Origin of the sequence: Nocardia sp. NBC_00565 (assembly GCF_036345915.1) — a bacterium.
Taxonomy (GTDB): Bacteria; Actinomycetota; Actinomycetes; order Mycobacteriales; family Mycobacteriaceae; genus Nocardia.
On the sequence record NZ_CP107785.1, the window covers coordinates 9,356,149 to 9,378,856 of the forward strand.

Genomic DNA, 22,708 nt, shown 5'->3' on the forward strand with positions numbered 1-22,708 from the left:
GATGCGTTATGACCAAGCCGATGCTCGAGGCACGTGATCTCCAGAAGTCGTTCGACTCCGTCCGCGCGCTGGATGGTGTCACCCTGACCATCCCCGAGGGCGAGGTCACCGCGCTGGTCGGAGACAACGGGGCAGGCAAGTCCACGCTGGTGCGTTGTCTCACCGGCGTTCAGCCGCCGGATTCCGGGCAGATCCTGTTCCGGGGTGAGCCGGTGCGGCTGGGATCGCCGGAGGACGCCCGAAGGTTGGGTGTGGAGACCGTGTATCAGGATCTCGCCCTCATCAACGATCTGACCGTCTGGCAGAACCTGTTCCTGAACCGGGAACTCGTCTACCCGTTCTGGCCGATCAAGGTGGTCAACCGCAAGGCGATGATCGCCGAGAGCGCAGCGATCCTGCGTGATCTCGATGTCGATGTGCCCTCCGTGCGGACCACCGTGCGGCGGATGAGCGGTGGTCAGCGCCAGAGTATCGCCATCGCCCGCGCGGTCGCCTGGGGCAAGTCGATGGTGATCATGGACGAGCCGACCGCCGCGCTGGGAGTGCGGGAGACCGCGGCGGTGGAGAAGTTGGTCCGGGGTCTGCGCGACCGCGGGGTGACCGTCTTGATCATCAGTCACGACCTGGCGCAGGTCATGCGCATCTGCGACAACGTGGTCGTGCTGCGCCGTGGCCGCTCGGTGGCGGCGCACAAGGTGGGTGCGGTCGACGGCGACCGGTTGGTCGCCTTGATCACCGGAGCCGCGCCCGGCAACCTCGAGGCGGTGTCCAGTGCCATCTGATTGCTCGATCTCAACGCGTCCTGCGCCAGTGCCGGACGAATGCCGGAAGCTGAAAGATTACTTACCATGCGTTGCCTGAGAAGGAACTAAGCCATGTCCGCCGAAGGGTGGTTGCCACCCGAAGGTGATCTGCACCTGCGGATCTGGGTGTCCGGTGTGGTCTTCGACTACGCCGCCGCCGCGGCGGCGGTACGCAATTTGATCCACGATTGGAGGCGAAAGCACTGGTACACAATCGAATTGATTCGCGAAAGCATCGAGGACTGCCAGCTGCTGCCGCGCCTGCCGTGCGAACGCTTGTTCCTCGGGCCGTAACCAGCAGCGCGATCCGATTACCGAATCAGCCTTTCCGGACGAGGCACCAGCACACTATGAAATGGAGCCCGCGTTGCGCACAAGCGGACTGATCCACGCCGAACTGTTGTCGGCACTCGTCGCCCTCCGGCACACCGACACCTTCGCCGTGAGCGATTCGGGCCTACCGGTGCCGGCGGGCGTGCGCGTCATCGATCTCGGCATCAGCTATGGATTTCCCAGGTTCGTGCCGGTGGTCGAGTTGATCCTCGACGAAGTGACGCTGGAGGCCGCTTGGGGCAGTGCCGATGTCGCCGCCGCGAACCCGGAGGCGACCGAGCTGCTCACCAACCGCCTCGACGCCGAGCTGATCGACCACGAAGAGTTCAAGCGGCGAATCGGTCAGTGTCGCTTCGTTGTTCGCACGGGTGAGGCGACACCCTATGCCAACGTGCTGTTGCGCGCCGGCGTGCCATGGCTGCGCTGATGGCTGGTGTCGCGACGGATCGCTGAACACGCAGTGCGGCCGGTGTATCGGAGAATTCACCACGCTGTCGGAGAATGGGTTGATCACGCCCCGGTCCGATGGGAGCCACCGCTATGCACGATGACCGTCGGTTGGTCGAGAACCGCCTCGGGCGGGTCCTCACAGAGCGGATCATGCCGGCCATCTACCCGGAATCGGTGCCGCTGACGGCCTCCATCTGGGTCGCTCCGGATGAGCCGGTGCCGGTCGCTGAGGGCTTGGCCGCGCCCCGGACACCCATCGAATCCGGGGCCAGGTGGGGCGCGCCGTGGGGGACGAGTTGGCTCACGGTCGAGGCGACGGTGCCCGCCGAATGGGCGGGCAAGACCGTCGAGGCGATCATCGATCTCGGTTTCGACCAGAACATGACAGGTTTCCAATGCGAGGGCCTGGTCTATCGGCCGGACGGATCGCCGGTCAAGGGTTTGCACCCGCGTAACCAGTGGGTGCGGGTGGCGTCCCCGGCGGTCGGCGGCGAGCAGGTGGTGCTGCATGTCGAGGCGGCTTCGAACCCGATCATTCCGTTCTTCGGGCCGACCGTGCTCGGCGACAAGGCCACCGCCGGTGCCGAGCCGCAATACCGGCTGGGCCGGCTGGACCTCGCGGTCTTCGACGACGAGGTCTGGCAGCTGATGCAGGATCTCGAGGTGCTCGGCGAGCTGATGCACGAGATGCCGGAGGAGCCCGCCCGCCGCTACGACATCGTGCGGGCGATCGAGCGCGCGCTCGACGCCGTCGATCTGCGGGACGTGAACTCCACCGCCGCGGCGGCGCGCGCGTGCCTTGTCGAGGTGCTGGCCGCGCCTGCGGTGGCGTCCGCGCATACGGTCTGCGCGGTCGGGCACGCGCATATCGACACGGCCTGGCTGTGGCCGTTGCGCGAGACGGTGCGCAAGGTGGCGCGCACCACCGCGAATATGACCGCGTTGCTGGCCGAGGAGCCCGAGTTCATCTACGCGATGTCCCAAGCCGCGCAATACGATTTCATAAAGCGGCACCGTCCCGAGGTCTACGAGCTGGTCGAGAAGGCGGTGTCGGAGGGACGGTTCGTGCCGGTCGGCGGCATGTGGGTCGAGTCGGATACGAATATGCCGGGCTCCGAGGCGATGGCGCGGCAGTTCGTGCACGGCAAGCGGTTCTTCCTGGCGGAGTTCGGTGTCGAGAGCCAGGAGGTATGGCTGCCCGATACGTTCGGATTCGCCGCCGGGCTGCCCCAGATCATCAAGGCCGCCGGGTCCAAATGGCTACTGACACAAAAGATCTCCTGGAGCCAGACCAACCAGTTCCCACATCACACCTTCCTGTGGGAGGGCATCGATGGAACCCGGATCTTCACCCATTTTCCGCCGGTCGACACCTACAACTGCTCGATGCACGGCCGCGAGATCGCGCACGCCGCAAGGAATTTCGAGGAAAAGGGCCGTGCATCGATGTCTCTGGCGCCGACCGGCTGGGGTGACGGCGGTGGCGGGACGACGCGCGAGATGGTCGCCAAGGCCGCCAGGATGACGAACCTCGAGGGCTCGCCGAAGGTGGTGTGGGACGCACCCGCCGATTTCTTCGCCAAGGCCGAGGCCGAGTATCAGAACCCGCCGGTGTGGGTGGGGGAGCTGTATCTCGAATTGCACCGCGCCACGCTGACCAGTCAAGCGAAGACCAAGCAGGGCAACCGGCGCAGCGAGCATCTGCTGCGCGAAGCCGAGCTATGGGCGGCCACGGCGGCGGTGCGGAAGGACTTCGAGTATCCCTACGCGGCACTGGACCGGATCTGGAAGACGGTGCTGCTGCACCAGTTTCACGACATCCTGCCGGGCTCGTCGATCGCCTGGGTGCACCGCGAGGCGGAGCGGACGTACGCGGCGGTGGCCGAGGAGCTGACGACGCTCATCGAGCGAGCGCAATGGGTGCTCGGCGGTGCGCGGACGGGACCGAATATCTTCAACTCGACGCCGCATACCTGGCGAGCGGTTCCCGCCGGTGCGGCGGCTCCGGTGGAGCCAAGTCACTCGTGCTCGGTGGCCGAGCGCGCGGGTGGCGGGTTTGTCCTCGACAACAGTCTGCTGCGGGTCGAAGTGGATATCCGCGGCCTCGTCGTGTCGGTGTTCGATCTGGAGAATCAGCGCGAGACGCTGCCGCCGGGTTCGGCCGCGAATCTGCTGCAGTTGCATCCGGATCTGCCGAACTCCTGGGACGCTTGGGATGTCGATCTCTTCTACCGGAACCGGGTTACCGACCTCACCGAAGTGGACTTCATTGTGGCAGAACCGGATTCGGGTGCGGTGCGGGTTGCCCGATCGTTCGGATCGTCCACGGTCGAGCAGACCCTGACGCTGCGGGCAGGTGCGCGGGGTCTGGATATCGATACCAGCGTCGACTGGTACGAGACGGAGAAGTTCCTCAAACTGGCCTTCCCCCTGGACATCCACGCCGATCGCTACGCCTGCGAGACCCAGTTCGGGCATCTGTTCCGGCCGACCCACACCAACACCAGCTGGGAGTATGCCAAGTTCGAAGCCTGTAACCACCGGTTCGTCCACTTCGCCGAGCCGGGCTGGGGTGTGGCGCTCGTCAACGATTCGACCTACGGACACGACGTCACCCGCACGGTCCGGGCCGATGGCGGAACGACGACGACACTGCGGGTTTCGCTGTTGCGGGCGCCGCGATTTCCCGATCCAGAGACCGACCACGGCGCACACCATTTCCGACATTCGCTGATCCCGGGCGCCGCGATCGGGGATGCGGTGTGCGAGGGCTACCGCATCAACCTCACGCCGTCGACGCCTGGTGTCGGTGCGGCCGTCGAGCCGCTGTTCACCATCGACAACGACGCCGTGGTGACCAGTGCTGTCAAACTCGCCGACGACGGCAGCGGCGATGTGGTGCTGCGGGTCTACGAGGCGCACGGCGGTCGTGCCTCGGCGCTGGTGGTTCCCGGCTTCGATGTGGCAGGGTTCCAGGTCTGCGATTTGCTGGAGCGACCGCTACCGGGAGACACCCCCGCGACCCCGGAGGGTACGGGAGTTCGCCTGCGGCTGAGACCTTTTCAGCTCGTCACGCTCCGGTTCGCCCGCTCCCCGGAATCCCGCGGGGTGAACAGCCTTCCGGCTCAGCGGCGCAGGCCGACGTCGAGTTGGTAGTGGTGACTAGTGCTGTCAAACTCGCTGACGACGGCAGCGGCGATGTCGCCACCGGCAATACCGCCGCGCTGCGCGCCGATCAGGACCGCAATCGCGCTATCGCCGAACGCATTCCGGCCGGACGGTGGGCCGAGCCCGACGATATTTCCGGTGCGGTGGTCTTCCGCTGTACAGCACGGCCATCGGCAAGGCGATTCTCGCCGGTCTGTCCCGACCGGAGCAGCGCGCCTTCATCGCCCGAAATAGGTTGACCGCCATGACATCTCGGACGATTATCGATCCTGATCTGCTGATCGCCCATCTCGATTCGGTCGCCGAGCGCGGCTACTCCGTCGATGACGAGGAGAACGAGGAGCACACCCGCTGCCTCGGCGCCGCGGTGCTGGACCACCACGGGGCTCCGATCGGCGGTATCAGCGTTTCGGCGCTCACCTTCGATTTGGACCGCGCGAAGGTTCGCACCTGTGCGCCGCTGCTGCTCACGGCCGCCCGCGACGCCTCGCAAGCCCTGGGCCTACCGACCTCGCGATCGACCCGGCAGCCGCCCGCCACCCCCGGCAGCCGGCGATAGCGCCACAGACTACGAACGCCGACGAGTAGTCCCGAAGAGCGAAGACCCCCACGCTCATAACTTGGGTTCTTGGGTTCACACGGTCGTCGCAACACTCTCGATTTGAGAGGTTGCGGCGTCGTACCGGACGACTCGATCAGAAACGTAGTTCGCGGATGGTGTTGAGGTCGATGCCGTGCCGCGCATAGATCTTGATCGTATTTTCGCCGGTGAGGTCGGATTCGGTGTAGCCGAGCAGTTCGGCGACCCGGATCACCTCATTCTTGCTTGCCGCTTCGATCTCCACATACGGAGGGATCTGCGGCCATGTGTCGACCTCGATCTGTGCACGATCGAGTTCGAAGCTGACCCTCTTGGTTTCCTGGTACGACTTCGCGGTGAAGCCCAGCATCCCGAGCAAGGCGTTGGTGGCGGCGAAGTCGTCGACGCCTACCTCTGTCTCGTGGGTGCCGTCGATGGCGTCGCTAGTGATCTCCTTGACAGCGAGCGTGGTCCCGTTCCCGTTGTCGCGCAACCGGATCCACTTGCCGTCGACGCCGGGGGTGATGTCGTAGACGTAGCGGCGCATGAATCGTTCGCCGAGCTTCCTGCCGCCCTTGTCCAGTATGGGTTGCTCGATGGTGTCGGGGTCGATGTCGAGAATCTTGGCTTCGTGCTCGATGGGCACAGGGCCTCCTATGGGTTGGTCTATGAGCTGACGTTATCCGGCGCGGCGGGTGGTGAGCCGGAGGAACATGGGCTAGCCCAGCGATACCTGATCCAAGCGCTACGGCTGGCCCGCGCGGCCAGTGATCCCGGCCTGGGGGCGGAGATTCTCGCAGCGATGAGTCACCAGGCCACCTACGTCGGTCGGCCCGGCGATGCTGTTGATCTAGCGCGCGCAGCCCGGATATCTGCCCGTAGCGCCGGACTGGCGGCTCTGGAGGCGGAATGCCACATGGTGGAGGCGCACGGCCACGCCGCACGTCTGGACGACTCGATGTGCACCACGTCCATCACAGCGGCCGAACGCACGTTCTCCAAGGCTGAGTCGTCCGATCGGCCGGAATGGCTGACCTATTTCGACGGCGCGTACATGTCCGCCAAGGTCGCCCACTGCTTCCGGGCGTTGGGCGACGACGGACGCACCGCGCGGTTCGCCGAGCAATCACTGAACATGTCCGACGGCTACCTCCGCGGACGCGCCTTCAACTTGTCGCTTCTGGCTTCCGCCCGCGCGAGTGAAGACCCGCGCGAGGCTGTGCGCGTTGGACAGCAGGCGCTCGACATCGTGGCCTGCCTGTCATCGCGTCGCAGCTACGCCTACTTGCGTGACCTGCGCCAGCGATTGACCCCCTACGCTGCAATCCCAGATGTTGAGAATTTTCGGCAACAGGTACGCGAGCTGACTACACGTCGAGACTGACCGCGCGATAGATCGCGACCACCGTGGCCGCGCCGACGATTTCACCACGGTCGATCATGGCCACCGCCTCTTCGAGCGGTATCCACCGAATATCTTCGGCCTCGTTGATATCGGGCACCGTGTCGGTGAGGTCGGCGCCGCGCGCCAGGTAGATCTCCTGGGGTTGGTCCAGACTGCCGATCGATGGCTGATAGGTGACCAGGTGCTCCATCGACCGTGGCCGCCAGCCGGTCTCCTCCTCCACCTCGCGCTCAGCGGCCGCAGCAATGTCTTCGGCGTGGTCGACATAGCCCCCGGGCAACTCCCACACCCACCTGTCGATGATGAACCGGTGCCGGAACATCAACAAGGCTTCGCGGTTCTCGTTGAGTACCAGCGTCATCGCGCAGCGCGGCATCCGTGCTACATACTGTGTGAACTTCACGCCGTCCGGCAGCTCGATATCGACAGTCGACAACCGGATGTGGCGGTTCTCGTCAACCAGCTTCTCGCCGTGAATCTTCCACTGGGTGCGCTTCACGGCTCGACCTTACGCCCGCCACTTCCGCCCAGCCCCAGGCCGCCAAGGTCTCCGAACAACATACGTTGCCGAGGCGTGCCGGTCTTCACCACCAGCGGTGGTGTCTGCTGGTAGTTGTAGGGCTGCACGAACGACTTGCTGTCGGACAGGATCAGGCGCGCGTATGGGCTGAGCGTGCCGGGATTGCGCCCGAGGTTATTCGGGCTGGCGGGATTTATGGTTCAGGGCCTGCCGCCGCTGTCAGTCACGCCCACGGGACCGATCGTCGAGGAAGATACCACCCGGCGGGCGCGGGAGGCGGCCCGCGAACGAGACTGCGCCGGCGAGCATGAACGTGGAAGAGGGCGAGGTGACTAGCGCGGACGCAGCGTGACCGGCAGTGCCGAGGGGGACAGTACGAAATCTCGATTTGATGCGCGCACAACGTATTTCGGGTCGGGGATCGGTCGCCAGCGGTTGAGGAACGCGGCCGAGGCCAGGGTGATCTCGAGGAGGGCGAAGTGATCGCCCAGGCAGCGGCGGCGGCCGACGCCGAAGGAGAGATTGGCCTTCTTGTCGATCTCGTCGGCGCGCTCGGGCGACCAGCGGTCGGGGTCGAAGGATTCCGGGTTGGCGAAATAGCGCTTGTCGTGCTGAACCATATAGGGGCTGAACATGATCGCGGTGCCGTCGGGAATGGTGAGCCCGCCGACGGTGACGTCGCCGTCCGCGGTGCCCGCGCTGATCCACGGCCCCCAGAAGCGCAGTGTTTCCGACACCACCTGTTTGAGGTAGGGGAGCGTGTTGATGTGTTCGGCGCGAACGGGTCCCGATCCGACGACGGTGTCGAGTTCCGCGTAAACCCGCTCGGCGATATGCGGGCGGCGCATGACCTCGTGCCACAGCCAGCCTGCCAGCGACGCCATGGATCCGACTCCGCCCGCCAGCATCAGGATCGCCTCGTCGATGATGTGTTCGTTGGATAGCGTGGCACCGGTTTCGGGATCGGTGTGCCGGATGAGCGCGGACACCACATCGTTGAAATCCTCGTCGCGGCGGCGGTATTCGGCTACCGCGGCACCGATGGCGCCGCGCAGCCGGCGCGCTTTCGTGCGCCATCGCCAGTTCGCGATGAGCCGCAGGCGGCGCACCTGCGGCGGTAGCGCGGTGCGCATGATGACCTGGCTGAGCAGCCAGGGCACATTGTCCCGGATCTCCCGTCGCACCGCAGCGCTGAACTCGGCCGTGAACAGTGTCGAGGTGACCGTATCGAGCACCAGACCGTGGGCCTCGTCCATCAGATTCACCCGACCGCCCGAAGGCAGTCCCGCCGACCAGGTTTCGGCGATCTCGGCGGCCGCCTTCGTATATTCGGCGAGGCGGCTCTGTCGCAATGCGGGTGCGATCATCCGGCGCCGCAGCTTGTGTTCCTCGCCGCGCAGCACATTGACCGATCCGCCCGCGACATCTTCGATCGCCTCGCGCAGGTCGTCGCGGTTGAGTTCGGCATCGCCCAGTCCCACCTCGCGGACCAGATCGGGCGTGGTGAGCAGGTAGCCGATCTTCTGGTCGAAGTGGATTCGCACGATCGGACCGAGTTCGGAAAGCGATGTAACGAAGCCGGGGGCATCACGCAGCGCCCGCAGGCTGTGTCCCAGCAGCGGTAGGTGTCCCGGCGCGGTGGGAACCTCGGAAAGGTCCTGTGGCATAACCAGTTCCGGACTCTGCGCGGATTGCTCGGCAGCCTGTCGGTAGATCTCCAAGACCGCCCCTGTCTGACGTGACTGCAGCACCGAGTCGCCGAACTTGTCGAGCACCGTACGCATTTCGGCGAGCGTAGCGCGATCGGCGGCGAGTTCGGTGATGGTTTCGGCAATCCCGGCCGCCGACGGATCTCCGGTGCGGATTCCGCCATCGGCGGGCACCGACTCATCGAGATCGGGATCGCAATAGATGATCGGCAGCCGCACCGCCACCGCCTCGAGCAGCACCATGCCCTGGGTGTCGAAACCGAGCGAAGGAAATAGCAGCGCATCGGATTCGGCCATGGCGGCGATATTCTCGGCCTGAGTGACCCTGCCGTGCACGCGGATTCGATCCGCGAGCCGGTGTTCGGCGATCACGGCGGCGGCCGCGGCGCGCAGATCGCCCTCACCATAGATATCGAGCGTGCAGTTCTCGGCGCGTCGCACCGCCTCGATCGATTCCAGCAGGCGCTTCTCAGCGGAGAGTCGTCCGCTCCAGATCAGCCGGAGCGGTCCGTTCGCCGGATGTTCGGCAGTGCCGCGCCCGTCGAGCAGTTCGTCGTCGACGCCGTTGGATACGACCCGGATCGGTCGGGTCAGCCCGTGCGCGAGCAGTAGTTCGGCGAAATGGTGGGTCGGCGCGATCACCTGGTCGGCGGCCTGCGCCTGGCCGACAATCGTCCACCAGGCATGGCGGGCCGCGCGGCTTTCGGGTCGGCGCGGCATATGCCGGCGGTGCGGCACGAACCGGCCGTGTAGCGCGCGCATGGCCAGCGCCGCCGGATACGGGGCCGGCGCGGTGTGCTCGATGAATGCGTCATCGCGGCTCTGCGCCGTGTGTACCAGCGGAAGCCGGTGTCGCCGTGCGGCTTTCATCCCGGCGATGGCGACACCGTAGGTGGTGTGGGTATGCACCAGGTCGATCGGGCCGCGGGCGGCGAAGGCGGCGTCGATCAACCCGTCATTGCGCTTGCCGGGCAGTACGACCGGGAAACCGTTCACCGCGAGCGCGGCGGCGTGCAGTTCCACTACATCCGGGACGGCCGCGGCTCCTGGCTGTGGCGCGACGAACAGCGTGACGCGGTGGCCGGCGCGCTCGAGTCCACGACACAGCGCGCGGACCGCGGTCTGGACCCCACCGAGCGTGGTCGGGTGGTAATCCATGAACATCGCGATGTGCACCAATGGCACTGTACCGCCGCACGGTGTTTGCGGTAGACCCGAAAATTGTGTGGACTCACCATTTTGGTCAGTGGCCCTAGATTGGTCACCGAGCACACCGCCCCGGACGACGATTGCACCGAAAGAAGCGCCTTGAGAATTGCGATACCGCTGACCGGAACCCGTGGTGACGTACAGCCGGTAGTGGCACTGGGCCTCGAGCTGCGGCGGCGCGGTCACGACGTGCTGCTCGGCGCGCCGCCCAACCTGGTCGAGTTCGTCACCGCGACGGGACTACCGGCCCGTGCCTGCGGCCCGGACGTGCAGCAGCTCTACAGCTCGGAGGCCGGGCAGCGGGCGCTGGCGGCGGGCAGCACCTTCCGCCTGATGCAGCTCGTGGCCCGGCAGATGGCCGATTACGCGGACCAGATGAACCGCGAGGTCATCGAGGTGTGCGCGGACGCCGATCTGATCGTGGCGAGCACTGTCACCGAGGACCGGGCCGCGTCTGTTGCCGAAGCCATGGGGGTTGGGCTGGTCAGCCTGCACTATTTCCCCTGCCGAACCAATAGCGCATATCCATTTCCAGGGGCGTTGCCGCCGCACTGGCATCCGCCCGCACTCGTCAATCGCGCCACCTGGGCATTCGCCGAGAACCTGCGTCGCGTCGTCTTCATGCGCTACCTCAACGCCTTGCGAGCCGAACTGGGTCTGGCGAAGTCGCGGGCGAGTACAGCCGCGGTGCTGGCTCGCGCGAATGTTCCGGAAGTACAGATCTACGATCCGGCGCTGGTGCCGGGGCTGCCCGAGCAATGGGATGAGCGCCGGCCGTTCACCGGATTCCTGACCCTCGATCACGCCGCGCGCGACGCCGTCGGCGATCTCGCGGGCGATCATGCGGGCATCCTGTCCTGGATCGATGCGGGAGAGCCGCCGGTGTTCTTCGGATTCGGCAGCATGCCGATCCGGGACACCGCCGCGGTGCTCGCCATGGTCACCGAGGTATCCGCCCGGCTGGGCGTGCGCGCACTCGTCAGCGCGGGCTGGAGCGATCTGGATATCGCGAACGCGGAGGTCGGCCGGCATGTCAAGGTCGTCGGCCCGTTCGCGCACGATCTGGTTTTCCCGCACTGCGCCGCCGCGGTGCATCACGGCGGCATCGGGACGCTGTTCGAGAGCCTGCGCGCCGGACTGCCGACGCTGGTGTGCTCGGTATCGTTCGAGCAGCCCATGTGGGGCGGACAGGTCGAGCGGCTCGGCGTGGGCGCGCACCTGAAGTTCACCCAGCTCACCGCGGCCCGTCTCGAGCCCAAGGTGGCCGCGCTGCTCACCCCGGAAATGCGTTTGCGCGCAGCGGAATTCGCGAAGACCCTCAGTGCCGAGGACGCCAGCGCCCGCACCGCGGACATCGTCGAGGCCGCTGCCCGGTGACGGCCCATATTTTCGCGGATACGGCCGTCATGTTCCGGCGCTGCGCCCGGCACACCCTGCGCAGCCGGGACACGCTGATCATCTCGCTGTGCATGCCGATCCTGGTCATGATGCTGTTCACCTACGTCTTCGGCGGTGCCATCAACGTCGGCGGGCCCTATCTGGACTACGTGGTGCCGGGAATCATGTTGCTGTGTACCGGTTTCGGCTCCTCGATCACCGCTACCGCGGTCTCGACCGATATGACCAGGGGCAGTATCGACCGGTTCCGCACGCTGCCGATGTTCCGGCAGGCCGTGCTGGCCGGACACGTCGCCGAAAGTGTCGTCCGCAATCTGGCGGCCATCGCGATCGCGATCGGGGTGGCGCTGGTCCTCGGCTACCGACCGCAGGCCGGTCCGGTCGGCTGGCTCGCGGCGCTCGCGGTGATCGCCCTGTTCGTGCTGGCGATCTCCTGGATCGGCGTCGCGCTGGGGCTGGTCGCCAAGAATCCCGAGGCGGCGGGTGGACTCACCTACGCGATCATGTTCATCCCGTACATCAGCAGTGCCTTCGTGCAGACCGCCACCATGCCCGGTTGGCTGCGCGGTTTCGCCGACTACCAACCGGCCACACCCGTCGTGGAAACCATTCGCGGACTGCTCAATTCGACCGGCACCGGTCATCATGCCGGTCCGGCCCTGCTCTGGTGCGCCGGGCTCGCTGTGGTCGGGTTCGCCGGTGCGAGTGTGGTATTCGGTCGACTGTCGCACCGATAGACAGGTGGTTCCCGGTCTTACTGGGAGGTGGCGCGTGATTCGCGCAAGCGCGCGGCGTCCTGGCCCGGCGGTGCGCCGAAGAGGCGACGGTACTCGCGGCTGAACTGCGACGGGCTGTCGTAGCCGACCAGGTAGCCGGTGGTCGCTACGTCATGAGCCTCGCTGAGCAGTAGCTGACGGGCCTCGTGCAGGCGGATCTGCTTCTGGAACTGGACAGGTGTCATCGCGGTGACCGCGCGGAAGTGCCGGTGGAAGGAGGCAGTGCTCATCCCGGCAATTCGGGCCAGATCCTCGATATGCAGTGTTTCGGTGTGGTGCTCCCGTATCCACTGGATTGCCCGCCTGACGTGGGTCAATCTACTGTCGGCCAGCCCGAGTTGGCGGACCGTCGCGCCCTGTTCGCCGGTGATCAGCCGCCAAAGGATCTCCTTCTTGACGATGGGTGCCAGGACCGGCAGATCGGTTCTGTGGTCGAGCAATCGCAACAACCGGACGGCGGAGTCGAGTAGTTCGCTGGAGACGTCACTTACCGCCAGCCCGGGCCGGGGCCCGGCCGCCAGGTCGCGGCGGTTCTGGGTGTCGGATCCGGCCTCCAGCAGCAGGGCGGCGATCTCCTCCGGCTCGAACGTCAGCCCGAAACCTACGAAGGGTTCCGACAGACTTGCCTGCACGTAGTGACCGATGACCGGGAGATCGATCGAGGCAACCAGGTACTGACCGGCGCAGTATTCGTAAGTCCGATCGCCGAACACCACGCGGATGACCCCCTCGGCGACGATCATCAGGACGGGTCCGGGGATCGGCGCTATCGGCTCGTCGCGCGATGACAAGAGCAAGCCATCGATCGCGAGGTCGGCGCATCCCGCATGGGAAACGATCAACTTACGCAGTTCGTCGAGAGACACCATCCAGGAAATCATCCCACTCTCGGCCGGTGTGCACGATTCCGCTGAGATTGACAGGATCGTGCAGTCGGCTGGCGGTATTGTTCTAACGCCTGCGCACCCCACGGCGGTTCAATCGGAATGTCAACTTTCCGTGCAACGCCAGTGAGGGTGTATATGCCGCTCGATTCCTATGCCGGACCTCAATTGGCGGGAAAGATCGCCATTGTCACCGGCGGTGCGTCCGGAATCGGTCAAGCCATTGTCGAGAGGTTCGTCGCCGAGGGCGCCGTGGTCGCCATCGCCGACCGCGACAGTGACCGCGGCGAGGCGTTGGCCGCGAGCTGCGGCGCCGACACCGTCTTCATGAAGACCGACGTCGCCGATCCCGAACAGGTCGGCCGGCTCGTCGTCACCACGCTGGAAACGTTCGGTGGCCTGGACATCATGGTCAACAACGCCGGCATCTCCGGAACTATGCATGCCAGCTTCCTGGACGACGATTTGGGCGACTTCCACCGAGTGTTGTCAGTGAACCTACTGGGTGTCATGGCGGGTACGCGGGATGCGGCACGACACATGTCAACCAATGGCGGCGGTTCCATCATCAACCTGTCCTCGATCGGCGGAATCCAAGCCGGTGGTGGGGTGATGACGTATCGGGGCTCGAAGGCGGCGGTCATCCATTTCACCAAGTCGGCCGCGGCTGATCTGGCGGCCTATGACATTCGGGTCAATTGCATCGCACCCGGCAATATCCCGACATCCTTGCTCACCTCGTCCACGGCGAATATGACCGCGGAAGATAGCGAACGTTTCGTCAATGCGGTGCGTGAGCATATGCGAAACAGTAAGCCGCTGAAACGCGACGGAACCCCCGAGGATGTCGCGGAGGCCGCGGTGTATTTCGGCTGCGATCGGTCCGCGTATGTGACGGGAACGATCTTGCCGATCGACGGCGGAACCGTCGCGGGCATACCCACGAAACGCCCTGAGGTCACCGCGGGTGCCACGCCGAGCCCGTAACGAAGCATCGCGGGCCGTTGGCTCGCACCCATCACGTCGCGGTCGAGAAAGGAGCGTCGATGAAAGTGACTGTCGAACAAGGTAAGTGCGTCGGCTCCGGTCAGTGTGTGCTGCATGCAGGCGACGTATTCGATCAACGCGACAACGACGGGGTTGTCGTATTACTCAACGAGAATCCGCCGGCCGAGCAGGCCGAGAGCGTTCGCGAGGCCGCTACCTTCTGCCCCGCGATGGCGATCCAGATCGAGGAATGACGGAGACCAATGTCTGAAACGCTGAGCGATACCGTTGCCGACACGGCTGCCGACGTACCCGAGTACCCGATGACCAGGTCGGCGAGCTGCCCGTTCGCGCCGCCGCCGCGCGTTCTCGACCTCGCCGCGGCGAAACCGCTTACCAGAGTGCGTATTTGGGATGGCAGTACACCGTGGTTGATCACCGGGTACGCCGCGGCGCGGGCACTTTTCTACGATTCCCGAGTCAGTGTCGATGACCGGCGCGACGGATTTCCGCACTGGAACGCCGGCATGAAGGCAATGGTGCACACGCGTCCACCGTCGGTCTTCACCAGGGATGCCGAGGAACACGCCCGATACCGGCGGATGTTGACCAAGCCGTTCACCTTCAAGCGGATGGAAGCGCTGCGGCCCGCGATTCAGCAGCTCACCGACGAGCATATCGACGCTATGCTCGCCGGACCCCAGCCTGCCGATATCGTCACGGCACTGGCGCTGCCCGTACCGTCGCTGGTCATCAGCGAGCTACTCGGCGTGCCCTATGACGATCACGAATTCTTTCAGCAGCAGACGACCATCGGACTCGCCAAGAACGCGACCGCCGAGGAATCCGGAAAGGGCATCCTCAGCCTGCTGCAGTACTTGGGCGGGCTGGTCGACGCCAAAATCGAGTACCCCGCCGAGGACGCGGTGTCCGATCTGGCGGAACGGGTCAAGGCCGGGGAGCTTGATCGGGCCGAGGCCGCGATGATGGGTATCGGCCTCCTGTTCGCGGGACACGAGACCACCGCCAACATGATCGGTCTCGGCACCCTCGTTCTTTTGGAGAACCCCGAACAGCTGGCGGTGATCCGTGACACCGAGGACCCGAAGGTCCTCGCCAACGCGATCGAGGAGTTGCTGAGGTACCTCAGCATCATCCAGAACGGACAGCGGCGCGTCGCCATCGAGGACATCGAGGTCGGTGACCAGGTGATCCGCGCAGGCGAGGGCATCATCATCGATCTGGCCCCGGCGAACTGGGATCCGAACACCTTTCCGGAACCGGAGCGGCTCGACATCGACCGCGCGAATGCCAACCAGCACGTGGCATTCGGCTACGGCCGGCATCAATGCGTCGGCCAGCAACTCGGCCGCGCGGAACTGCAGATCGTCTTCCGCACGCTGTTCCGTCGCATCCCCACGCTGCGCCTGGCAACCCCGATCGATCAGATCGAATTCAAACATGACCGACTGGCCTATGGCGTCTATGCACTGCCGGTCGCATGGTGATCCATTCCGAGAAGATATAAGGAAGTAAAGAGGCCAATGATGTCCAGCCCGATGAGCAGTATCTCGCTTTATCCGCCTGAGGGGTTCGGTGCGCCCAAAGACCGGCAGGGTCATGCCACAGAGGACGTCGGTCTTCCGCCGGGGACAGTGGTGTTCTCGGCCGACAATCACATCTCTCTCGCGGACGATATCTTTTATCAGCAGCTGCCCGATGATTTGAAGGAGCAGGCGCCGCGTATCTGGTACGAAGACGGCGCCTATCAAGTCGGGCACAGCGGACAGTCGTTCTTGCCCCCGGAGTTCAGTGCCGTATTGATGCAGTACGACGACTTGGTCGGCGCGGGCAGCGGAAACCTCGAAGCCCGGATCGAAGAGTTGGCCGGCGACGGCGTCCGGCAGGAGCTGGCGTTCCCGAACGCCGTCCTGGCGCTGTTCCATCATCCCGACAAGGAGATGCGTGAGCGCTTGTTCCGGATCTACAACCAGTACATCGCGGGCTTGCAGGAGCGTTCCAAGGGACGCTTCTACGGTGTGGGCCTGATCAATTGGTGGGATCCGGCCGGTGCTCGGCGGACGTTGGCGGAGCTGAAGTCGCTGGGGCTCAAGACATTTCTGATGCCGCTGAACCCGGGCACGGATCTCGAGGGCCAGCCGATCGACTACGCGAGCAAGGCGATGGATCCGGTGTGGGACGAGATCGAGGCGGCGGGCGTGCCGCTGACCCACCACATCGGGGAAACTCCGCTGAAGAGCCCGTGCGAATTCAACGGCATCGTGGTCGGCATGATGGTCAATGTCGACTCGTTCCGGGAAGTGTTCGGTAAGTACATCTTCGCCGGAATTCTCGACCGGCACCCGAAACTGCGTATCGGCTGGTTCGAGGGCGGGATTGCCTGGGTTCCGTCGGCACTGCAGGACGCCGAGCATCTGCACGCGTCGTATCGGCACATGTTCAATCACGAATTGCAGCATGACATTCGGTACTACTGGGACACCCACATGAGCGCGTCGTTCATGGTCGATCCGCTCGGCTTGCGGCTGATCGATCAGATCGGTGTGGACAAGGTGATGTGGTCCTCGGACTACCCGCACAACGAAAGCACATTCGGCTATTCGGAGAAGTCACTGGCGGCGGTCGTCGACGCGGTGGGTCCGGAGGATGCAGTCAAGATCGTCAGCGGCAATATCAAGAAATTCCTGGGCATCGAATGACGAATTCTCTGACACCGGAAAAGACTTCGATCCACATTCCGGAGCGGCCGGACCGTGCCCGGATGCGGCGTGAAACCGGGGCACGGTTGCGGGCGGCGATGGCCGAACAAGGCGTCGGTGCGCTGGTGCTGCTCGAGGATCAGTCAGTGATGTATGCGACCGGGGCGAGCTGGCCGCTCCCCGACGCCGGTTTGACGCATGTGGAGTCTCCGGTCGCGGTCGTTGTGCCCGACGATGAATGGCCGCACCTGTTCCTGCCCTTCCGCGCGGGCGCGGCCACTGATTCCGAGCTGCCCGCCGACCATGTCCATGGGCCGGTCTATCTCGAATTCGACGAGGGCGTCGAGATTTTCGCGAAAATCCTGGCCGATCTGATCCCCAGCGGCGCCACCGTGGCGGTCGACCAGCTGACCGGAGCGATGCGCCGGGCGCACCCGAAGTTGTTCCCGTCCGGGCCACCCAGCGACGCCGCGTTGGTCCTGAGCGCGGCCAAGATCGTCAAGACACAGGACGAGCTCGCGTGCATTCGCACGGCGGTCCGGATCACCGACACCGCGATGGTCGATGTCCAGGCGGCGCTGGCGCCCGGGATCCGCCAGATCGACCTGTCGGCGGCCTTTGTGCGCCGCGCGTTCGAGTTGGGCGCCACCGCCAATATCCTCGACCCGATCTGGCAGGTCATGCCGAACAGCAAAGCCGAGGGCGTCTGGACTACGCACAATGATCTGGCGCTGCCGCTGTTGACGACCGAGCGCGAGCTGACGGCGGGTGACGTGCTGTGGACCGATGTCAGTATCACCTACGGCGGCTACTGCTCCGATTTCGGCCGCACGTGGGTGGTGGGCCAGGACCCGTCCCCTCGACAGCAGGCGCAATTCGCCAAGTGGCGCGAGATCATGGACGCCGTTCTCGCGGTGACCCGCGCCGGCGCCACGGCGGCCGAGCTGGGCGCGGCGGCCACCGTCGCCAACGATGGCAAGAAGCCCTGGCTGCCCCACTTCTACCTGGGCCACGGCATCGGCGTGGGTCCCGCCGAGATGCCCATGATCGGCACCGACCTGGGGGAGGACTTCGACAAGAATCTCGTCCTCGCCCCCGGCACGGTGCTCGTACTGGAGCCGGTGGTGTGGGAAGACGGCACCGGCGGCTACCGGGCCGAAGAGATCATCGTGATCACCGAGGAAGGCTTCATTCCGTTGACCGACTACCCCTACGCTCCCTATGGCAACTGAGATCCTGGCCGATGAACGCGCTCTCCGCTCAGGGCGGCGGGAGCGGGTGCTGGCCCAGATGCAAGCCCACGACCTCGACATCCTCGTACTCGGACGACAGGCCAATATCCGCTATGTCAGCGGTGCGCCGCAACTGTGGACGGCGGGTACCAGGCCGTTCGGTCCGGGGTGCGTGGTGGTCCGCGAATCCGGTGACATCCACCTGCTGAGCGTTTGGGACGAAGGCGTCCCCGACGACATTCCGCACGATCACCTGTACGGCATCATGTGGAACCCGCTCAATATCATCGCGGTGCTGCAGAAGATCGACGGCGCGGCAACCGCCCGCAGGGTGGGCACCGACGCGCTGTCCCCGCTGTTCGGCCAATTCCTTCCGATGGCGTTTCCCCAGGCGGAAGTGGTCGACGGGGAACCGGCCATACGCGCTGCCCGTCGTATCAAGACACCCGACGAGATCGTGGTGCTTCGGGATTCGATCCGCATCGCGGAGGCCGGCCTGGCGGCGGCCGTCGCCGAGTTGCGGCCCGGGATCTCGGAGAAGAACCTCACCGGAGTCATGTTGCAAGCCATGGCAGCCGGTGGTGTCAGCACACCAGCCACCCAGGATGCCGCGTGGGTGACCTCGCCTGAGCACCCGTGGCGGCGGGTGGGCGATGCGGGACGCGCACAGCCCGGTGATCGGATACAGGCCGGTGATCTGGTGGCCTTCTCTTCAGGGGTCATCGCCAATGGCTATATCGCCGAGGTCGGCCGGACCTGGCCGGTCGGCGCGCCGAGTAACGGCACCGATGCCCTCTACCAGCGATGGGACCGGCTGTGGTCACACCTGCTGACCGCCTGTAGGCCCGGTCAATCCGCCGCTGGGTTCCTCACTGCCTACGAGGACGCGGGCGAATCGCTGCCGCCGATGCCTGTGGTCCATGCGCTGGGTCTGGGGTTCGACGCGCCAGTGGTGTCGTCGCAGCTCCCCGCCACAGCCGCCGAGGAGCAACTGGAACCCGGGATGGTGCTCGCCGTCACCGGCTACGTCTGGGAGCAGGGCATCGGCGCCGTCTTCGGGCGAGAAATGGTGTTGATCACCGCCGACGGACCCGAGGTGCTGACCTCCGCCCCGGCGTGGAGCAGCAACTCGGACACAGTGATCGGCGCATCGAATGGCTGACTCTGTGCCCTCCGCAGAGGAGATCATCCTTTACGAGAAGGATCCCAAGACCAGGATCGCGACGATCACCCTCAACCGGCCCGACCACCTCAATGCGCCGACGATCGCGGCGCGGGTGCGCTACGCCGATCTGTTGCACCGCGCGAACGTCGACGACGAGGTCAAGGTGCTGGTGATTCGCGGCGTGGGCGACGATCTCGGCACCGGCGCCGACCTGCCGGAATTCATGGCAGCGCAGAATTCCGAGGATCCGGGGCCGCGGCTGGCGGAATACCGGATCGGTGCTGACGAAGTCACCTATCCCCCCGAAGGGTCGTTCCGGCACGGCGCGACGCTCGGCCAGTGGTATGCCGCCCCGCACTCCGGTATTCGTGGTCTGCAGGATTTCAAGAAGATCAGCATCCTCGAGGTGAAGGGCTACTGCTACGGCTGGCATTTCTACCAGGCGGCCGACGCCGACCTGGTGATCTCCTCCGATGACGCACTGTTCGGCCATCCGGCATTCCGCTACATCGGGTGGGCACCGCGCATGTGGTGGTGGGCCCAGACAATGGGAATTCGCAAATTCCAAGAGATGGTCTTCACCGGCAGGCCCTTCACTGCCGACGAAATGTACGAGTGCAACTTCCTCAACAGCGTCGTCCCGAGGGGAGAACTCGAGGCGGAAGTCGACAAGTACGCACAGGCCTGCGCCCGCAACCGTCCGACGGATACCGTCTTCATGCAGAAGACCTTCTTCGAATTCATGAAGCAGTACCAGGGCGAGTACCTGGGCAGCATGATCAGCGGCCTTTTCGAGTCCATCGGCGGCACCGCCCGGCCCGATACCGATGACCTGATGTTCGACGAGGTCATGGGACGCGGTCTCAGCAATACGGTCAAGGACAACGACAGCAAATTCCCGCCGGAATGGCGCTTGAGCAAAAAAGCTCGAAATCGGAAGGACTAGCCGTGGAACCGCTCCATGATTACCTGGTGGTGGACCTGTCCACGGGCATCGCGGGTGCCTACTGCACCAAACTGCTGGCCGACGCCGGTGCGGAAGTCGTCAAAGTCGAACCGCCCGAGGGGGATCGGCTGCGCGCGTGGTCTGCCTCGAACGCCGACATCCCCCCAGGCGCCGACGGTGCATTGTTCAGCTTCTTGTCGTGCTCCAAGCGCAGCGTCGTTACCGATCTCGACGATGCCAGTGAAATCGACTTCCTGAACGGCTTATTGGCATCGGCGGACGCGGTGGTGTGGAGCCGTGGTTCGCGGGTCGCGGAGCATCCGTCCTTCACCCCGGAGGCCATCCATCGCTCCCATCCACACCTCACCGTCACCTCGATCACGCCATTCGGTCTGGATGGGCCGTGGCGGGACTGTCCGGCGACCGAGTTCACCCTGCAGGCGTGGTCGGGCGGGGTAGTCGGGCTGGGGCGCGGCGCGCCGGATCGTGCGCCGGTCTTCGTCGGCGGGCAGGTCGGCGAATGGCTGGCCGGCGCCTACGCGGCTGCCGGGACCATGACCTCGCGGATGCGGACCCTCGACACCGGGGTGGGCGAGTTGGTCGACCTTTCCATGCTCGAGACGCAAATCCTCTGTCTCACTTACTATTCGGTCACTTTCTTCGAGGCGCTCGGTCGACCGTTCCGGGCGGAACGTGCGCTGATGGTGCCCGGAGTGTCCGCCGCCAAGGATGGCTTGGTGGCTGTCGGGTGCGGCACCGCGCAGCAGTGGTTCGACCTGTGCGCGATGGTCGGCCACCCCGAGTGGATTGATGAGAGTGCGCCGTTTTCGATCACGGGGCGAGCCAATGACCTGGTGGGCGATATCCGCGCGTGGTTCAAGGAACGTACCGTCGATGAAATCCGGGAACTGGCGTCGGCATTCCGGATCCCCAACGCCCTGGTGGCCAACGGCGCGAACGCCGCCGCGATGGACCACTACGAGGCGCGCGAGTCATTCGTCGCAAACCCCCGTGACGGATACATCCAGCCCGGTCCGCCCTACCGCTTCGAGCCCGGGCTGCTTCGGGCCCCGCAGCCCGCACCGCGATTGGGTGAGCACGCGGACGAATATCGCACCGCACCCCCGGCCCCCAGCCGAGCGAGCACCGCCAACACTGCCGAGGCTCGGCTGCCTTTCAGCGGTCTTCGGGTGCTGGATATGACCAGCTACTGGGCCGGACCGTCCTGCACGCATTTCCTTGCCATGCTGGGTGCCGAAGTAATCCACGTCGAATCCGCCTCCCGGCCGGATGGCACCCGACTGATCGCCGGTGTGCCGATGACCGAAGAACAGTGGTGGGAGAAGTCGCCGATTTTCTCGGGGCTCAATACCAATAAGAAGAGCGTGGCGCTGGACTTCCGCAGCGAGCGCGGACGCGATGTATTGCGCCGGCTGATCAAGACCTGCGATGTGGTCGTCGAGAACTACACGCCGCGGGTGCTCGAACAGATCGGACTGGACTACGCGAATGTGCGGGCCCTGCGCCCCGACGTGATCATGGTCCGAATGCCGGGCTTCGGGCTCGACGGTCCGTGGCGCGACAATCCTGCCTTCGCCTACATCATCGAGGATGCGTCCGGGCTCACCTGGTTGACCGGCCATCCCGACCAGAACCCGGTCGAGCCCTATTCGATCGGTGACCCCAATGCCGGCCTGCACGGCCTCAACGCATTGCTGTTGGCGCTGGAGAACCGGCGTCGCACCGGTGCGGGAACATTGGTCGAAGCCGCCATGGTGGATGCCGCGGTCAATATCGCCGCCGAGCAAGTGGTCGAGTATTCCGCATACGGGTCGCTCCTTATGCGCGATGGCAACCGGGGACCTGCCGCGGCTCCCCAGAACCTCTACCGGACCGCCGATATCGACGAGTTCGGCCGTAAGGACTGCTGGGTCGCGGTGGCCGTCGCCACCGATGCGCAATGGGTAGGACTGCGCGAAGCGATCGACCGGCCCGATTGGGCGATGGACCCGGAATTGTCCACCGCCGACGGACGTCGTCGACAGCACGACGTCGTCGACGAGCACCTCGCCGCGTGGTGTGCGCAGCGGGGTGGGGACGAGATCGTCCGACTCCTGTGGGACGCCGGAGTTCCGGTGGGCAAAGTGATGCAGCCCCATCGCGTCGCCGATCTGCCGCAGCTGGTAGCGCGCGGCTTCTACGAATACGTCGATCATCCGGTCAACCCGTCGGCCAGGCACAGCACCGTGCCATTCAAGCTTTCCCACGGCCCCAACCAGTTCCACGTGCGCCACGCGCCCCTATTAGGTGAACACAATCATGAAGTGTTGGCACAGCTCGGGCTGACCGAGCCCGAAATCGCCGCCCTGGAAACCGATGGCATCATCGGCCGCGCGCCCGCTTTCGCGTCGAAGTCGGGATGA

At 65.2% G+C, this 22,708-nt stretch carries 21 protein-coding genes; 17 read left to right on the top strand and 4 right to left on the bottom strand.

Translation table 11 applies throughout. From position 1 onward, the window contains the following. Positions 1-8 precede the first annotated feature (8 nt). The 6 genes from OG874_RS42965 to OG874_RS42990 all read left to right on the top strand — a co-directional run bounded on the left by OG874_RS42965 (position 9) and on the right by OG874_RS42990 (position 5,313). The gene (locus tag OG874_RS42965) at positions 9-782 is read left to right on the top strand and encodes an ATP-binding cassette domain-containing protein (protein ID WP_330252745.1); all 774 of its coding nucleotides are present in this window, start codon (positions 9-11) and stop codon (positions 780-782) included. 93 nt (positions 783-875) lie between these two features. Further along, positions 876-1,097, top strand: coding sequence for a hypothetical protein (locus tag OG874_RS42970; protein WP_330252746.1), 222 nt, complete (start codon positions 876-878; stop codon positions 1,095-1,097). Between the two features lie 73 nt (positions 1,098-1,170). Then, positions 1,171-1,563, top strand: a complete 393-nt coding sequence (gene rbsD, locus OG874_RS42975) for a D-ribose pyranase (protein WP_330252747.1) — start codon at positions 1,171-1,173, stop codon at positions 1,561-1,563. A gap of 113 nt (positions 1,564-1,676) precedes the next feature. Then, entirely contained in the window at positions 1,677-4,742 is a 3,066-nt protein-coding gene (locus tag OG874_RS42980; protein WP_330252748.1) for an alpha-mannosidase, read from the top strand. Positions 4,743-4,744: 2 nt separating this feature from the next. Continuing rightward, the gene (locus tag OG874_RS42985) at positions 4,745-4,993 is read left to right on the top strand and encodes a hypothetical protein (protein WP_330257708.1); all 249 of its coding nucleotides are present in this window, start codon (positions 4,745-4,747) and stop codon (positions 4,991-4,993) included. Continuing rightward, positions 4,948-5,313, top strand: a complete 366-nt coding sequence (locus tag OG874_RS42990) for an IclR family transcriptional regulator domain-containing protein (RefSeq protein ID WP_330257660.1) — start codon at positions 4,948-4,950, stop codon at positions 5,311-5,313. Before OG874_RS42985 ends, OG874_RS42990 begins: the two co-directional genes overlap by 46 nt. 136 nt (positions 5,314-5,449) lie before the next feature. Here OG874_RS42990 and OG874_RS42995 read toward each other — a convergent pair whose 3' ends face one another. Further along, positions 5,450-5,980, bottom strand: coding sequence for a class IV adenylate cyclase (locus tag OG874_RS42995; protein ID WP_330252749.1), 531 nt, complete (start codon positions 5,978-5,980; stop codon positions 5,450-5,452). On the opposite strand from OG874_RS42995, the gene OG874_RS43000 reads away from it, so the two are divergent. Beyond that, the gene (locus OG874_RS43000; RefSeq protein WP_330252750.1) at positions 5,966-6,718 is read left to right on the top strand and encodes a hypothetical protein; all 753 of its coding nucleotides are present in this window, start codon (positions 5,966-5,968) and stop codon (positions 6,716-6,718) included. The genes OG874_RS42995 and OG874_RS43000 overlap by 15 nt on opposite strands. Here OG874_RS43000 and OG874_RS43005 read toward each other — a convergent pair. Together OG874_RS43005 and OG874_RS43010 are read right to left on the bottom strand one after the other, a co-directional pair. Next, the gene (locus OG874_RS43005; protein ID WP_330252751.1) at positions 6,702-7,238 is read right to left on the bottom strand and encodes an NUDIX hydrolase; all 537 of its coding nucleotides are present in this window, start codon (positions 7,236-7,238) and stop codon (positions 6,702-6,704) included. The genes OG874_RS43000 and OG874_RS43005 overlap by 17 nt on opposite strands. A 353-nt stretch (positions 7,239-7,591) precedes the next feature. Next, on the bottom strand, positions 7,592-10,144 hold the full coding sequence (locus OG874_RS43010) for a cytochrome P450 (RefSeq protein WP_330252752.1): 2,553 nt from the start codon (positions 10,142-10,144) through the stop codon (positions 7,592-7,594). 132 nt (positions 10,145-10,276) lie between these two features. Between OG874_RS43010 and OG874_RS43015 the strand changes: the two genes are divergently transcribed. After that, positions 10,277-11,554 carry a glycosyltransferase gene (locus tag OG874_RS43015; protein ID WP_330252753.1) on the top strand — a complete coding sequence of 426 codons (1,278 nt, stop codon included), beginning with the start codon at positions 10,277-10,279 and terminating at the stop codon, positions 11,552-11,554. Further along, entirely contained in the window at positions 11,551-12,312 is a 762-nt protein-coding gene (locus OG874_RS43020; RefSeq protein WP_330252754.1) for an ABC transporter permease, read from the top strand. Before OG874_RS43015 ends, OG874_RS43020 begins: the two co-directional genes overlap by 4 nt. A gap of 17 nt (positions 12,313-12,329) precedes the next feature. Here OG874_RS43020 and OG874_RS43025 read toward each other — a convergent pair whose 3' ends face one another. Next, positions 12,330-13,220, bottom strand: a complete 891-nt coding sequence (locus OG874_RS43025; RefSeq protein WP_330252755.1) for an AraC family transcriptional regulator — start codon at positions 13,218-13,220, stop codon at positions 12,330-12,332. Between the two features lie 153 nt (positions 13,221-13,373). On the opposite strand from OG874_RS43025, the gene OG874_RS43030 reads away from it, so the two are divergent. From OG874_RS43030 to OG874_RS43065, 8 genes are read left to right on the top strand one after another with little or no spacing between them, the layout of a single operon-like run. Further along, positions 13,374-14,222, top strand: coding sequence for an SDR family NAD(P)-dependent oxidoreductase (locus tag OG874_RS43030; protein ID WP_330252756.1), 849 nt, complete (start codon positions 13,374-13,376; stop codon positions 14,220-14,222). Between the two features lie 59 nt (positions 14,223-14,281). Further along, positions 14,282-14,476: a ferredoxin gene (locus OG874_RS43035; protein ID WP_330252757.1), complete on the top strand. Its 195-nt coding sequence runs from the start codon at positions 14,282-14,284 to the stop codon at positions 14,474-14,476. Between the two features lie 9 nt (positions 14,477-14,485). Further along, entirely contained in the window at positions 14,486-15,730 is a 1,245-nt protein-coding gene (locus tag OG874_RS43040; protein ID WP_330252758.1) for a cytochrome P450, read from the top strand. Positions 15,731-15,769: 39 nt separating this feature from the next. Then, complete coding sequence (locus OG874_RS43045; protein WP_330252759.1) at positions 15,770-16,942, top strand: amidohydrolase family protein; 1,173 nt, start codon at positions 15,770-15,772, stop codon at positions 16,940-16,942. Beyond that, entirely contained in the window at positions 16,939-18,174 is a 1,236-nt protein-coding gene (locus OG874_RS43050; protein ID WP_330252760.1) for a M24 family metallopeptidase, read from the top strand. The genes OG874_RS43045 and OG874_RS43050 overlap by 4 nt, the downstream gene beginning before the upstream one ends. Next, on the top strand, positions 18,164-19,336 hold the full coding sequence (locus OG874_RS43055) for a M24 family metallopeptidase (protein ID WP_330252761.1): 1,173 nt from the start codon (positions 18,164-18,166) through the stop codon (positions 19,334-19,336). The genes OG874_RS43050 and OG874_RS43055 overlap by 11 nt, the downstream gene beginning before the upstream one ends. Beyond that, positions 19,329-20,285, top strand: a complete 957-nt coding sequence (locus OG874_RS43060) for an enoyl-CoA hydratase/isomerase family protein (protein ID WP_330252762.1) — start codon at positions 19,329-19,331, stop codon at positions 20,283-20,285. Before OG874_RS43055 ends, OG874_RS43060 begins: the two co-directional genes overlap by 8 nt. Continuing rightward, a complete protein-coding gene (locus tag OG874_RS43065) occupies positions 20,246-22,708 on the top strand; it encodes a CaiB/BaiF CoA transferase family protein (protein WP_442943234.1) in 2,463 nt (820 codons plus the stop codon). Before OG874_RS43060 ends, OG874_RS43065 begins: the two co-directional genes overlap by 40 nt.

Excerpts from the sequence above, each read along its gene's own strand:
- OG874_RS42965 (WP_330252745.1), top strand. The coding sequence starts at position 9 with ATGACCAAGCCGATGCTCGAGGCACGTGATCTCCAGAAGTCGTTCGAC.
- OG874_RS42970 (WP_330252746.1), top strand. The coding sequence starts at position 876 with ATGTCCGCCGAAGGGTGGTTGCCACCCGAAGGTGATCTGCACCTGCGG.
- OG874_RS42980 (WP_330252748.1), top strand. The coding sequence starts at position 1,677 with ATGCACGATGACCGTCGGTTGGTCGAGAACCGCCTCGGGCGGGTCCTC.
- OG874_RS43025 (WP_330252755.1), bottom strand. The coding sequence starts at position 13,220 with ATGGTGTCTCTCGACGAACTGCGTAAGTTGATCGTTTCCCATGCGGGA.
- OG874_RS43030 (WP_330252756.1), top strand. The coding sequence starts at position 13,374 with ATGCCGCTCGATTCCTATGCCGGACCTCAATTGGCGGGAAAGATCGCC.
- OG874_RS43035 (WP_330252757.1), top strand. The coding sequence starts at position 14,282 with ATGAAAGTGACTGTCGAACAAGGTAAGTGCGTCGGCTCCGGTCAGTGT.
- OG874_RS43040 (WP_330252758.1), top strand. The coding sequence starts at position 14,486 with ATGTCTGAAACGCTGAGCGATACCGTTGCCGACACGGCTGCCGACGTA.
- OG874_RS43045 (WP_330252759.1), top strand. The coding sequence starts at position 15,770 with ATGTCCAGCCCGATGAGCAGTATCTCGCTTTATCCGCCTGAGGGGTTC.
- OG874_RS43050 (WP_330252760.1), top strand. The coding sequence starts at position 16,939 with ATGACGAATTCTCTGACACCGGAAAAGACTTCGATCCACATTCCGGAG.
- OG874_RS43055 (WP_330252761.1), top strand. The coding sequence starts at position 18,164 with ATGGCAACTGAGATCCTGGCCGATGAACGCGCTCTCCGCTCAGGGCGG.
- OG874_RS43060 (WP_330252762.1), top strand. The coding sequence starts at position 19,329 with ATGGCTGACTCTGTGCCCTCCGCAGAGGAGATCATCCTTTACGAGAAG.
- OG874_RS43065 (WP_442943234.1), top strand. The coding sequence starts at position 20,246 with ATGGCGCTTGAGCAAAAAAGCTCGAAATCGGAAGGACTAGCCGTGGAA.